Genomic DNA, 13404 nt, shown 5'->3' on the forward strand with positions numbered 1-13404 from the left:
TATTTATACCTGTACTTTACACCCATACGCTTCAAAAATAAAGTAAATTTTACCTAAAAATTGGGAGGTATTGTGTCAGTTGTTTGAATACTTTGTCAAAGATATGTGACAGAAAGTAAAAAAACGTAAAAAAATAGCGCTGCACGTGAGTTGCAGCGCTGTGTTTCTTTTTTAGGCTTTTTTCTGTAAGGCTGGTCTAGTGACTTGCACTTCATAGTACGTAATTTTGTTTTTTAATAGACCTTCAGGTTTCGCTTTTCCATGAGCGTGCGCATCACCAAATGCCTGAGATTTTGTCCAATTCACAAAGTCTTCTTTTCGATTCCAGCGTGTATGAATGGTCACTTCATCGTAATCGGTTGTCTGCTGTGTGACCCATACTTCCATGCCTAAAAATCCTTCCATGAATTCTACTTGTCCCTGCTTGTTGAAACGCTTGACGAGGTGGTCGGCACTGCCTTTTTCTACTCTTACCTGGTTGTTGACAATGATCATGTTTTGTTCATCTCCCTTTTGTTGTTGGATCGAAGCGATTGGAATAATCAGCGGATGCTCACCGTCTAAGTGAACCTCAGCCTGAATCCCAAAGACCTCTTTGAAAAAGCTTTCTGTTAATACTTCTTTTGGTGTCCCTATTTGATAAATCTGACCACGCTTCATCGCAATAAGGCGGTCACAATATTTTGCTGCCTGCTGCAGGTCGTGAAGAACCATTAAAATGGTGATTCCATGCGTCTTATTCAGCTGTTTGAGCAGCTCTAGTAAATCAAGCTGATGCGCAATATCTAAGTAAGTTGTCGGCTCATCCAGAATAATCGTCTCCGTCTTCTGAGCGAGCGCCATCGCAATATACGCTTTTTGCCTTTCTCCGCCAGACAATGTATGCAGCATTCTATTTTCATTGATCCGGCTATTGGTCACATCAAGCGCCCACTCAATCGCTTCTTGATCCGTCTTCGAGCTTTTTTTCCAGATCGAACGATGCGGACTGCGTCCAAGTGCGACCAGCTCCCGTACGGTCATAGATGGAATGGCTGTTCTCGTCTGCATGAGAACGGCGATTTCCTTTGCGATCTCCTGAGCTGTCATCTCTTTTTGCGGTATATCGTGAATGTATATCGTGCCGCTTTCGATTGACGTAAGACGTGCGGCTGCTTTAATAAAAGTCGACTTCCCTGATCCATTCGGTCCAATAATTCCTGTCACGCTTCCTTTAGGAACAGCTGCTGAAATAGATGACAGCTGAAAGCCTCCTTGACTGAGACTCACGTCATCCATAGCGATCACATCCAACTTAACCCCTCCCTTTCTTTTTTAATAAATAGAGGAAGAAAGGTGCACCGATGCAGGCAAGCAGGATACCGACAGGCAGTTCAACTGGCGTAAACCATACCCTTGCGGCTGTATCTGCAAAAACCACAAGCACGCCTCCGCCCAGCATCGAGATTGGCAGCAGATACCGGTAGTCATCTCCAATTAAAAGACGGATAAAATGAGGAACGACTAGTCCGACAAATCCAATTAAGCCGCTCACACTTACTGCTGCACCAGCTAAAAGTGCCGCCAGTGCAATTAAGAAAAACCGGGTGCGCTCTACTCTGAGACCGAGCAGCTGAGCCGATTCATCGCCAAGCAAAAGAAGATTTGCCGGCTTGATGGCAAAAAAACAAAGGCACAACCCAGCAAGCGCATAGGGCGACACGAAGGTTAGATGATGCCAGCTCCGTCCATTTAATCCTCCTGATAAAAAGGGCAGAACAGCCTGCACACGCTCACTATAAAGCACCATAAACCCATTCATCACCGCCCCAAGTAGGGCATTGACTGCCACTCCCGCCAAAATCAGCTTCAGCGGTGAAACCCCTTGATCAAATGAGAGCATATACACCACAAGTGCCGCTAATAAAGCGCCAAGGAAAGCAGCGGCTGGCAGCAAATACGTGAATTGTGGAAACACAATCATGCTAAGCACAGCAGCCAATCCGCCGCCAGCCGTCACACCGATGATGCCAGGGTCAGCGAGTGGATTTCGGACGACTCCTTGTAAAATCGCCCCTGATGCTGCGAGACAGGCCCCAACGATGAAACCGATGAGAACGCGCGGTAGGCGTAAATCCATCACAATTTTCTCATGGACAGGCTGACCTGATCCCGTCAAAGCAGCGAGTAAATCTTGCAGTGATAATTGAACAGAACCTAATGCAAGCCCTAGACATGCGCCTACAACTAACGAGATGAACAGCCCGGGTATCAGCCATCTTCGCCTCGACTGTCTTTTTTGAAAATCTAATTCTGCATTCATTTTCATGATGACAATCGCTTCAATCTTTTCTCTAGCTCATCAATCGCTCTGATCACGTCTGCGCCTGGATTCGTTCCAAATAGATCACTAGGCAGAATCTCGACGTGTCCATGTTTGACGGCTGATACATCGTGCCATGCAGCATTCTGTTTCATTTCACTCATAAAGCCCGCTTTCACATCTTCAGGATTGCTGTGGGTCATAAGCAGGATAAGATCAGGATCAGCTTCGATGACCTTTTCTGCATTGATTTGAGCGTATTGAGGGAATTTCTCGAGTGCTGGTTCATTCTCAGCAATGTTCGTCCCTCCAGCGATGTGCAGTAAATCTCCGCTTAAGGATTGAGGTAGCGCCGCCATATATGTGCCGGGTGCCCCGTACACAACGAGTGTCTTCACTTTTTTCTGAGGCTGTTTGACCTGCTTTTTCCGCTGATCGATTTGCTTGTTAAGCTCTTTTGCCTTATGCTGCTTCCCTAGCAAATCTCCGAATAACGTAATTTGTCGCTGGATGTCCTTTACTGAATTGGCACTTGTCAAAAGAAGCTGTGAACCAATTCCTTCTATTGTAGAGATGTCCTTGCTGTTTAATTGTTCATTCCCAAGTACAACATCGGGCTTTAAGCTTGTGATGAGCTCTACATCAAATTGATGTGTGGTACCAATTGTTTGGACTGATGTAGCCTGTTGTAAGCTCTCTGGTAATTCGGCGGCCGGACGACCGACCACCTCACCGCCTAAGGCATATAGGATGCTCATGTCTCCAGTCGATAATGAGACAATACGCTGAGGGGAGTCCTCAAACGACAGCGTTCTGCCGGCAAAGTCCTTTATCTTCAGCGCACCTTGACCGCTCCCTTTCTCTACAGGTGCTGCCTGACTGCATCCGCTGAGGAGAAGCATCAAGACAAGTCCCACGAAGATCACATGTGAAAATTTCAACCGTCTGTCTCTCCTTTTCTAGTAAACTTTCTTTAGCTTTGCCTGTACCACAAGACGCCCGTTTTTCGGTGCAAGCACATGATCACAGGTCGATAGAGTGAGAATGAGGTCATCGGTGGACACGTCTGTTTTCGTTTGGTAGATTGATTTTTTCCGCACAGCTTGCAAGTAGTGCGCATATTCGCCAAGATCTCGAAAATCGGTTTGAATATAATCGAAGTCCACCGTTGTTTCATACACGGCAAAAATCTCCGCTTCATAGCTTTGATACAGCGTATCGTACTGAAATGTCCGATGCTCATCGAAGAAATCCTTTTTTAAATAGTTTGTGAGTCCAGCGAACATGGACCCATCCCTCATCCGATGCCCGTACACCACAGTATTCGGGCTTTCATGCAAGACGTCATTGCGATAATCCATAAAAATACTGCCTGCCCGGGTGTCGTTTTTTAAGTAATTACGGGTTAAGTAGAACGCATTATCGCGAGATTGGACGATTGGGTACTGAATCATCGTGTCCTTCATATTGATCCAGCCGACAATGTCATCGTTTACCTTCCGCAGTTCATCAAATGACGTACGAATAGTTCCCGGCTCCCGGCTTTCATTCATTCCTTGCTCATGTCCATACATCGTCTGAGCCTTTGCAAGCACCTGACGATTTTGATAATAGCCGAACAGCTCTAAGCCAATGGCCGACCCGCTATAAATGAATACACCTAAACAGACGATCGTCAGCATCCGCTGCCATACCCGTTTTCCTCTTTTCACACTGTCTCACCTGCTTTTTGCACAGCTTATATACCAACAGGCACGATATACATCCCTGTTTCTGCATCCTGTTTAATCGTGACGGACACATCATAAATGTGCCGCACATTTTCTTCTGTTAACACATCATTTGGCTGTCCTTCACTCATAATCCGGCCATTCTTCATCGCAATAATGACATCGCTGTAGCGGACAGCCTGATTCATGTCGTGCAGCACCATAACGATTGTTAGTCCATGTACGACATTGAGCTCACGGATCAGCTCAAGAATGTCAAATTGATAATAGATATCCAAATAGGTTGTCGGTTCATCTAAGAAAAGGATCGACGTTTTTTGCGCAAGTGCCATCGCAATCCATACTCGCTGCCGCTCACCGCCTGACAGTGAGGCGAGCGGCACCTTTCGTTTTTCCGTTAGCTTTGTACTGGAAAGCGCCCACTCTATCGCTCTCTCATCCTCTTCCTTGTCTCCTCCGCGCATCGTCTGGTACGGCGTTCTGCCGAATGCCACGACCCTCTCGATCGTTAAATCAAGCGGCGCTTCATTTTGCTGATGGACGACAGCCAGCTTTTTTGCCAGCTCCTTTGGCTTAAATGCATTCAGTGCTTGGCCGTCTAAGTGAATTTGCCCTTTGTTTGGCGCATGGTTATTCGCCATCAATGAAAGCAGTGTAGATTTCCCTGAGCCATTCGGACCGATAATGGTTGTGATTTTCCCCTTTTCAATGTGTGTTGTGACCGATTGAACGATGTCCTTCTGCTGGTCATATGAGAATGACACCTCACGAATGTCCATGGAGACGGTCCCCCCTTCTTAGTAAAAAGATCAGAAATGGCCCGCCAATCACGGCCATGATCGTAGAAGCAGGAATTTCATTTGGTGCGACAAGCGTCCTGCCGAGCGTATCAGCCGTCAGAATCAGCAAAGCCCCGCTTAACGCAGAAAATGGAATGAGTACCCGGTGATCAGACCCGACAAGTCTTCTTGAAATGTGCGGGATAAGCAAACCGACAAAGGCAATCACGCCCGCGACTGCTGCTGTCACCGCCGCAAGCAATACAGCTGTGATGGAAATCAAAAGGCGCATTCTGGTCACACGCAATCCTAAATTTTTCGCTGTCTTGTCCTGAAGAGCCAAGAGGTTACACCATCTGCTAAAGAAAAGGGCTACGACAAGGCCGACGACGCCATAGACTCCGATTAAACGGACATCCCCCCACGTTTTCATCGTGAGATTCGACTGTCCTGACTGATTGATCGTGATATTGAAATAGCTGCAAATGGTCACAAATGCTTCAGCCATTCCAGTAAACATGGCATTGATGGCGATCCCAACCAAAATCATGCGGATGGGGCTTAATCCACCCTTCCAAGACAGAACATACACGAGGAAACACGCAATGGCTCCACCTAACACCGAAAATAAAGGAGAGTAGAAATAAAATTGAGGAAGTGCTGTTATGGCCATTAAAGAAAAGAAGCTGGCTCCTGATGAAATCCCAATGACGCCGGCATCAGCTAATGGATTCCTCATGACCGACTGCAGCAGTACACCGGAGACAGATAAAGCAGCCCCTGTAAACATTGCAATGAGCATGCGAGGAATTCTGAGATCTTTAATGATTTCTACCTGTGCATGTTGACCGGTGATGAGCCCTTCCAATAATTCAATCGGGGTGACATGAATGCTCCCCGTAATGGCGGAATAAATAAACACGCACACCAGTAAGACACTGACTGTCAGAAATAAAATCCCTGTTTTTTTCATCTTAAACGTCCTTTTATCATTCAAATTCGCCGCTTATGACGGATACAGCATACGCGTTAGTTCATCTAGTGCTTCTGCTGCCTTTAAATTGCCCGTTGTCCCGAATAAGCTTTCTTCGAGGTCATACACCCGGTCTTGCTTGACTGCATGAAAATGCTTCCAAATGTCATTTGTTTTAAATTCTTGATCAAACATGCGGACGACTTCATCTGGCATCCCATGTGCGGCCCGGAGGATGATATCTGGATTGGCTTTTTGTAAATACTCCGTATTGGAAGCCAAATACTCCATTTTCTCGCCTTTGACAATGTTCTCTCCGCCTGCGATCCGCACAAGATCACCAATATATGAATGCTCTGTCGCCACCAAATAACTGCCTGGTACACCAAGCAAAATCAGAACGGATGGCTTTCGTTTTCCCTTCGTCTTCTCTTGTATGTCTTTCTTTTTTTGCTCAAAATCAGACACAATGCGCTCGGCTTGTTTCTTTCTGTCATACTGATCTCCGAGCTTAGTGATCGCCTTCTCCATGTTAGCCATGCTCTCGAGATTTAAGTATGTGGCAGGGACACCTGCTTGTTGAAAGGGTGTCTCTAAATCATATTGAAGGGTTGTAACGGACAGGACATCTGTCGGTTGAAGTGATTGGATGATTTCCATGTCTGGGCTCATTGGATTGCCTACTTCTGGCAGTCCTTTATAACGAGCTGGCAAGGATTTTTGGCTTGTTGGCACCCCAACAAGATCGATCTCTAAGGCATCCATGATCTCCACAGCAGCTACAGTCGTTGCCACAATGCGCGCATTTGAATCTGCGTTTTTTTTGCCTTTTGCTGAGCTTTCAGCTGACTGTGAGCAGCCCGATAAGATCACGCACACACTAAGGGCAGCGATCAAGGTACATAACATTCGATGCTTCAAAAACAGAAGCCCCCTTTCGAAAAAAGAGAGTGGATGCGTCGATGATCTCGGCGCATCTCACTTCAACTAAACCATCTATCTTGTTCTTGTTTGATGCTTTCTGACGAGTACGAATAATGACCCGCCGAATAAAAGAATATACACCCAAAGAAGAGAGGTATCTCCTGTTTTTGGATTCAGCTGTCCAGTCTCAGACTTGGTTTGGTCATCTGATGGAGTAAATGTCAGCTGCTCTGCGCCTGTTTCCTCTGGCGCTAAATTCTCAAGTTGATTTGGTTGATTTGATTGAGAATCGCGATCATTTGGATTTTTGACAAAGCCGATACTCTCATCGTCTCCGATGATCGATCGAATCCCGCTTCCTTCACCAAGAGCAATTCCTTTTGTGTCATAGATAAGTTTGACATCGTACTGCTCATGATAATTCGCAGCTGGAATATCAATTTTCACGCGTGCTGCCTGAGCCGTGCTTAAGCTTTTGGCTTCGTATTGAATCACTCGTGTATCTGATTTTTGATCTGTTTTTGCAACAAGCGTCTCTTCAAACTTGCCACCTGTTCCTACTTGGAAGGACGTGATAGCTGAGCTATTCTTCACTGTATATGAAACGAAATGGCGGCCATTTTTCACAACCAATGTCGCAGGGCTCACGACGTAATCGTTCATACGAGAAAGCTCATCCTTGTCTGCTTTCTTCATTGAGAAAGGAAGCTTGTATACACCATCTTTAAGCTGAGCCGTCTCTTGAGCAACTCCGCCGTTATTTGTTTCTGGTGATGGTGTGTTTGGTTTTGGTGTTTCTGGTGCAGCAGGTGTTTCTTCCTCTACCTGTCCGCCTTTAAGTGGCGCGATACTCTTTGCATCGAATTGAAAACGAATATCGTAAGTTTGGTCATAGTGGGCGGCCGCTACTACAATGTGAACTTTTCCTTTGACCGCTTTTTTCAAATCAGCGACATCAAATGACACCACTCTTGTGTTCTTTGCTTGATCTGTGCTGACGGTCTTCACTTCTTGATAAGAGCCGTTTTTCTCTATTTTCAAAGAAGCAACAGACGTATTGTCCTTCACCGTAAAGGAAATGGTTTGCTTTCCGTTTTTGACGGTTAAGGATGCAGGATGTGAGAAGTATTGGTTCATCCGAGATGCCTCGTCCTCATCCCCTTTGAGCACACTGTAATTGATGCGGTACTCGCCATCTTTCAGTTGGTTTTGCGCGGAATCTACTGGCTTTGTACCATTGTTATTGTCTGGTGTTGTCTGCTGATCGTCTGGCTTTGTGCCATTTTGATCATCCGGCTTTGTTTCGTTATCGTCTGGCTTTGTGCCATTTTGGTCATCCGGCTTTGTTTCGCTATCGCCTGGCTTTGTGCCATTTTCGTCATCTGGTTTTGTTTCGTTATCGTCTGGCTTTGCAGGTGTAACGAGCGTTAGGCTGCTTTGATCGAATGCAAGCTGTACGTCATATGCTTCGTCATAAATAAAGCCGCCTAAATCCCAGTAAATTTTCACCCAGCCGTTTAATTTGGCTGATAGGTCGGCAACATCAAACTTGATCACACGTGTATTGGCAGTTGCATCCTCACTAACGGTTTCAGTGGTGACAAGAGCGCCATTTTGTTCGACCTTGAAATCTGTAATCTCTTTGCTTTGCTTCAGTGTGACATAGGCAGTCGTCTTGCCATTTTCCACAATCAGCTTAGCTGGCTTTTCTGTATACGTATCCATCATGGACGCTTCTGTGCTGCCATTTTTTAAAACAGTGAATCCGACCGTGTATTCACCATCAACAAATGATGCAGCTTGAGCCGTTCCTTGAGGAATCTGAAATGCAGTCAATAAACTGAAGAAAACGAGCAGAATGGCTGCCTTTAGATGAAAAAGACGTTTCAAATGGTGACACTTCCTTCCTTAATGCTTAATGATCCACTTTCTTGCTAAAAATCCGCCTGAGCATAGAGCAAGCACAAGGAGCCACCCTGTCTGGTTTGTATCACCAGTTTGAGGATTCTCTTCTTGTTTTGTCGTGGATGAATCAGATGTTTTCGTTGATTCTTTTGATGGCTGCTGCTTTTCTGCTTCACCCGCTGATTTGTTTGTGCTGTTAGACGAAAGTGATTTCATGCTGCTCTCATCAAATTTCAGCTGAATGGTATAATCATGATCATAATCAGCAGATTTTACAGTGACATGAATTTTTGATTTGATTGGTTTAGACAAGCTCTGAGCTTGGAACTGAACAATCCTTGTGTTGGCTTTTTTATTGGTTGAGAGAACCGTTGTATCAACATAGCCGCCATTTCCCGGAACTTTAAATTCCGTCACCCAGCTGCTATTTTTAATGGTCATTTGTACTGTCAGCTTCCCATTTTTTGCAATCACTTTTGCTGGCTTCAGCCAGTAGTCATTTGCCATAGAGACCGCATTTCCTTCAGCCTTGAGCACAGTATAGTTGACGGAGTATGTACCATCCTTTAACGTGGCAGCCTGTGCGTTTGAAAAAGGCAGCATGAGTGCCAATAATAAAGCGGTCATGAAGACTGATAGCCTCATCATTTTTTTCATCAAGCGAATTTCCTCCCTTTTTACTGAACAGATGCTGCATCAAACTTGATACGGATGTCGTAATTACCTGTATATCCGATGACCGGTACAGTCACGCTCACTTTTGCTGGTACGACCTCTGTCAGGCTGTTCACGTTGAATTCTACTGTTCTCTTATTCGCAGCTGTGTTTGTACTGATCACCTTCGCATCTTTGTAGACACCTTGTTCAAGTGTTTTAAAGCTAGTGATCCAAGAACTATTCGTTAACGTGACTTGTGCTTTGATTTTTCCATCCTTCACGACAAGCTTGGCTGGTTTTTCAAAATACGTATTCGCTGTTGAAGTCGAATCGCTATCTGCCTTCCATACCACATATTGTGCTGAATGTTGACCATCTGCTAAGCCTGCTGCTGAGGCTGAGCTAATCGGGGCTAGAGCAAATAATAGAACAAAGCTAAAGAACAATAATACGTGTGATGTTGAACGAATGGCTTTCATGTGAACCCTCCTAAATGATATTGATAATTATTCTCAACGGATAATAAAAAAAATAACCTTCATAAGCGCTTGATCACACTTATAGATGATTATGATAATCATTATCAATTGAGTTGAAAAAATAAATCTTTGCTTCCTAAAAGCCAAAGATGTCTGTTTCTAAATGATGGTTTGACACGTGTTTTAGGCAATCTGTCCCATTCATGATACCATGGCATGACCTCCATTCCATTACAGGGAAAAGAACCCTCTTCTTCTTGATCTTATATGATGAGTGAATTTATTGTCAACATCATTTTTCATACTATTGACTTAGATTTCTGGAAAATCGCACAAAAAAATTTCGATCAGACAGACTGATCGAAATCGATTAGGAAGGAACATGTTCCCCTTTTTTGCTATTTTTACGTTCTAAAGACCAAGCATACATTTCACGAATAATCGGCTCTATTTTCTTCCCTTGCGCTGTTAATTCGTATTCAATCCGTACTGGAATGTCAGGGTATACGTTCTTCTCAACGAGTCCTTCAGCCTCTAAATCCTTCAGCCTTTCAGATAATAATCTGCCGCTGATGTTCATTTCATTTTCAAGCTGACAGAAACGCTTAGGGCCTGTCAGAAGCTGATTGATGATGAGAATGACCCACTTCTTGCCTAGAATCTCCATGGCATCTGTGATTGGGCAGCCATCTACTTGAGCCATACCTTACTCCCTCCCGCTTTTCTCTCTTTTTTTCATTATAACATAATTAATTACTTGAAATAAGTTACTAACTATTATATAGTTTAGTTACTTTAAGTAACAAGGTATTCATTTTTATAGATTTTCAATAAACCATTGAACATGCAGATGCATATAACATGAAGGAGATGACCGAGCTTTGAATACAATAGAGCAGGTAAGATTAGGTGTAACAGAATTACATGTGTCCAGCTTTGAGCGTTCTTTGCCTTTTTATACAGACATTTTAGGTTTTACTTTATTAGAACAGACGGAATCCACCGTCACTCTTGGAAGCAATGCAAAGGAACCAATCCTTTTGTTAAAAGAAGATGCACAGCTCAAGGAGAAACCTGATCATGAGCCAGGACTTTATCATTTTGCTGTTTTATTACCTACCAGAAAAAACCTGGGCACATGGCTGGCACATGTGATCAAAAAAGGCTATCCTTTAATTGGAGCAAGCGATCACTTTTTCAGTGAAGCCATTTATTTAAGTGACCCTGACGGCATTGGCGTAGAAATATATGCTGATCGCCCTGAGGACGTTTGGGTAGGTGAGCATGGAGAACTGAAAGGTGGCGGAAATGCACCTCTTGATGGAGATGGTCTCCTGCAAGAAGCCGCTGATACGACGTGGAAAGGACTTCCGGCTGGGACAGTCATGGGACACTTACATTTCCATCTGAACCCAGAAGAAGCTGATTCCTTTTATGTCAATACGCTCGGTTTTCATATCCGAATGGCTCCACCAGCAAGCGTATTTATCGCCGCTGGTGTGTACCACCATCACCTTGCCTTTAATGCATGGGGACGCGGACGAAAAGGAGCCATTGATCCACGTTTTTCAGGAATTAGAAGCTATACACTCGTATTCCCACAAGAAGCAGACAGACAGTCCGTCGTTGAGCGCCTAACAAAAGCAGGCACTCAAGTGAAAACAATAGGGAAAAGTAACGAATTTGTTGATCCATTTGGCGTTCTCGTTCGTTTACAGATTGAAGAAACAGACAAAAAAGAAGGTGCAGAATATGGACAAACACACAGATCTTAAAACAGCCATTTTAAAAGATAAAATCAAACGAGTACAGCAAGAAGACGGGTATATATATATCACTGGACCCATTAAATTGCCAGTGAATTTAGACGGCAGAACGGTGATGTTCAACTGGTATTCATGGTTAAAAGACGACGGGTTAGAGCCATTGTCAGATGAAGCTTTAATTGAAAGCCTCTCCTCCCGCCAGCTTGCCGATCATCAGCAGTCAAGCGTGCTAGTGTATGGAGATTTCGAGCACGCTGACGAAGCTCTTATCCGCATGCATTCCATTTGTCACACTGGTGATATTTTCGGAAGCAAGCGCTGTGACTGCGGATTCCAATTGAAGCAGTCCATGCGAATGATTGAGGACAATGGTGCAGGTGCCCTGTTTTATTTAGCCAACCATGAAGGCCGAGGTATTGGACTTTTCACGAAAGCCATGGCTTATATCCTTCAAGAAAACGGCTACGATACAGTAGAAGCGAACGAAGCACTCGGCTTTGAAGATGACACGCGTCAATATGAAGAAGCCATCGCGGTTCTTCAAACACTTCGTACAAAGCCAGTCAGACTCATTACCAATAATCCGAAAAAGACAGATGCCATCAGCCATGCAGGTTTATCTCTTTCTGGACGTATTCCGCTTTGGGGTGATGTCTCAGAGTTTAATGAAAAATACTTGCAGACAAAAATCAACCGCTCAGGTCACATGAAGGCGGAGCAAGAGGTGCGTACGATTGCCACATCATGAGCGATATATGAATCTAGCCCTAGAAAATGCACGGGCAATGAAAGGCCAGACATCACCGAACCCGCTCGTCGGGGCTGTGATTGTGCGCGATAATGAAATTGTTGGAGTCGGTGCTCATATGAAAGCCGGTGAACCACATGCTGAAATTCATGCACTTAAAATGGCTGGAGACAAGGCAAAAGGAGCCACTATTTATGTGACCCTCGAGCCTTGTTCCCACCATGGCCGTACAGGTCCTTGCGCGGAGGCACTTGTGAAAGCAGGCGTCGAAACCGTTGTCGTGGCAGCACTTGACCCGAACCCGCTTGTCGCTGGCCGCGGAATCGCCATTTTACAAGATGCTGGCATCCAAGTGATTACAGGCGTACTTGAGCAGGAATCCATTCTCATGAATGAAGTGTTTAATCATTTTATTACGAAAAAAACACCTTTCGTGACGCTCAAGGCAGGTATTACCTTAGACGGAAAAATTGCGTCTGCTACGTCTGACAGCAAATGGATTACATCTGAGACATCCCGTTATGATGCTCATCATATCCGCAGCATCAATGATGCGATTTTGGTCGGTGCTCAAACTGTTATTCATGACGATCCTTCACTAACTGCACGGATTCCAAATGGGCATCATCCGATTCGAATTGTTTTAGACTCTAGGCTCTCAACACCGCTGACAGCAAAGATCGTCACTGATCAGATGGCACCAACATGGATCTTTACAACAAAGCAAGCCGATGAGGAAAAACGAGCCGCTTTAGAAGCAGCCGGCGTCAGCGTCTTTGTAACAGACAGCGAGACGCGGGTGCCCCTGCAAGAAGTACTTCAAATGCTGGGAGAAAGAAATGTCTCCTCCCTCATGATTGAAGGCGGCGGCCAGATCAATGCTTCATTTTTAGAACAGCAGCTTGTAGATAAATTGGTCATTTATATGGCACCTAAACTCATTGGCGGAAGACTTTCTCCTTCCTTTTTCGGAGGCGAAGGCATACGTCTCATGAGTGATGCCATTGAACTCGATCAGCTCTCAGTAGAAACACTTGGGAAAGATATTAAAATAACGGGCTATCCCGTTTATCAATAACAAAAACAAGGCGGCTGTTTAGATCTCCTCAACAGCCGCCTTGTTTTTAAAAATCTAGTTTTT

The 13404-nt window shown here is 44.7% G+C and carries 14 protein-coding genes; 3 read left to right on the plus strand and 11 right to left on the minus strand.

Annotated features, from left to right (window positions below):
• Window positions 1-171 precede the first annotated feature (171 nt).
• From isdG to NSS78_RS18530, 11 genes are all read right to left on the minus strand, one after another.
• Entirely contained in the window at window positions 172-1293 is a 1122-nt protein-coding gene (isdG, locus tag NSS78_RS18480) for a heme oxygenase (RefSeq protein WP_212045709.1), read from the minus strand.
• Window position 1294: 1 nt separating this feature from the next.
• On the minus strand, window positions 1295-2308 hold the full coding sequence (locus tag NSS78_RS18485) for an iron ABC transporter permease (RefSeq protein ID WP_050944543.1): 1014 nt from the start codon (window positions 2306-2308) through the stop codon (window positions 1295-1297).
• Complete coding sequence (locus NSS78_RS18490) at window positions 2305-3243, minus strand: ABC transporter substrate-binding protein (protein ID WP_212045710.1); 939 nt, start codon at window positions 3241-3243, stop codon at window positions 2305-2307. Before NSS78_RS18490 ends, NSS78_RS18485 begins: the two co-directional genes overlap by 4 nt.
• 18 nt (window positions 3244-3261) lie before the next feature.
• Window positions 3262-4014 carry a class B sortase gene (srtB, locus tag NSS78_RS18495; protein WP_003215377.1) on the minus strand — a complete coding sequence of 251 codons (753 nt, stop codon included), beginning with the start codon at window positions 4012-4014 and terminating at the stop codon, window positions 3262-3264.
• A gap of 26 nt (window positions 4015-4040) precedes the next feature.
• A complete protein-coding gene (locus tag NSS78_RS18500; protein ID WP_003214769.1) occupies window positions 4041-4811 on the minus strand; it encodes an ABC transporter ATP-binding protein in 771 nt (256 codons plus the stop codon).
• Window positions 4798-5784 (minus strand): iron ABC transporter permease, encoded by a 987-nt coding sequence (locus NSS78_RS18505; RefSeq protein WP_044140297.1) that lies wholly within the window; start codon window positions 5782-5784, stop codon window positions 4798-4800. The genes NSS78_RS18500 and NSS78_RS18505 overlap by 14 nt, the downstream gene beginning before the upstream one ends.
• Window positions 5785-5817: 33 nt before the next feature.
• Window positions 5818-6705, minus strand: coding sequence for a heme ABC transporter substrate-binding protein IsdE (gene isdE, locus NSS78_RS18510; RefSeq protein WP_212045711.1), 888 nt, complete (start codon window positions 6703-6705; stop codon window positions 5818-5820).
• 75 nt (window positions 6706-6780) lie between these two features.
• Window positions 6781-8598 (minus strand): NEAT domain-containing protein, encoded by a 1818-nt coding sequence (locus NSS78_RS18515; protein ID WP_212045712.1) that lies wholly within the window; start codon window positions 8596-8598, stop codon window positions 6781-6783.
• 18 nt (window positions 8599-8616) lie between these two features.
• Window positions 8617-9270, minus strand: a complete 654-nt coding sequence (isdC, locus tag NSS78_RS18520; protein ID WP_034620342.1) for a heme uptake protein IsdC — start codon at window positions 9268-9270, stop codon at window positions 8617-8619.
• A 20-nt stretch (window positions 9271-9290) separates the two neighbouring features.
• Complete coding sequence (locus NSS78_RS18525; protein ID WP_034620280.1) at window positions 9291-9749, minus strand: NEAT domain-containing protein; 459 nt, start codon at window positions 9747-9749, stop codon at window positions 9291-9293.
• Between the two features lie 370 nt (window positions 9750-10119).
• Window positions 10120-10452, minus strand: a complete 333-nt coding sequence (locus tag NSS78_RS18530; RefSeq protein WP_050944548.1) for a helix-turn-helix domain-containing protein — start codon at window positions 10450-10452, stop codon at window positions 10120-10122.
• A 178-nt stretch (window positions 10453-10630) separates the two neighbouring features.
• On the opposite strand from NSS78_RS18530, the gene NSS78_RS18535 reads away from it, so the two are divergent.
• Genes NSS78_RS18535 through ribD form a run of 3 tightly spaced genes read left to right on the plus strand, consistent with a single transcriptional unit; the run spans window position 10631 to window position 13341 of the window.
• Window positions 10631-11524: a VOC family protein gene (locus NSS78_RS18535; RefSeq protein ID WP_137054188.1), complete on the plus strand. Its 894-nt coding sequence runs from the start codon at window positions 10631-10633 to the stop codon at window positions 11522-11524.
• Window positions 11502-12263 (plus strand): GTP cyclohydrolase II, encoded by a 762-nt coding sequence (locus NSS78_RS18540; protein ID WP_003215082.1) that lies wholly within the window; start codon window positions 11502-11504, stop codon window positions 12261-12263. Before NSS78_RS18535 ends, NSS78_RS18540 begins: the two co-directional genes overlap by 23 nt.
• On the plus strand, window positions 12250-13341 hold the full coding sequence (gene ribD, locus NSS78_RS18545) for a bifunctional diaminohydroxyphosphoribosylaminopyrimidine deaminase/5-amino-6-(5-phosphoribosylamino)uracil reductase RibD (RefSeq protein WP_106032049.1): 1092 nt from the start codon (window positions 12250-12252) through the stop codon (window positions 13339-13341). The genes NSS78_RS18540 and ribD overlap by 14 nt, the downstream gene beginning before the upstream one ends.
• The last annotated feature ends 63 nt before the right edge of the window (window positions 13342-13404 follow it).

It is taken from the genome of Bacillus sp. FSL W8-0920, assembly GCF_038593215.1.
GTDB classification, from domain to species: Bacteria; Bacillota; Bacilli; order Bacillales; family Bacillaceae; genus Bacillus; species Bacillus pumilus.

Coding starts and splice junctions, on each gene's coding strand:
- NSS78_RS18485 (WP_050944543.1), bottom strand. CDS start 2,308: ATGAAAATGAATGCAGAATTAGATTTTCAAAAAAGACAGTCGAGGCGA.
- NSS78_RS18500 (WP_003214769.1), bottom strand. CDS start 4,811: ATGGACATTCGTGAGGTGTCATTCTCATATGACCAGCAGAAGGACATC.
- NSS78_RS18525 (WP_034620280.1), bottom strand. CDS start 9,749: ATGAAAGCCATTCGTTCAACATCACACGTATTATTGTTCTTTAGCTTT.
- isdC (WP_034620342.1), bottom strand. CDS start 9,270: ATGAAAAAAATGATGAGGCTATCAGTCTTCATGACCGCTTTATTATTG.
- NSS78_RS18540 (WP_003215082.1), top strand. CDS start 11,502: ATGGACAAACACACAGATCTTAAAACAGCCATTTTAAAAGATAAAATC.
- NSS78_RS18530 (WP_050944548.1), bottom strand. CDS start 10,452: ATGGCTCAAGTAGATGGCTGCCCAATCACAGATGCCATGGAGATTCTA.
- NSS78_RS18505 (WP_044140297.1), bottom strand. CDS start 5,784: ATGAAAAAAACAGGGATTTTATTTCTGACAGTCAGTGTCTTACTGGTG.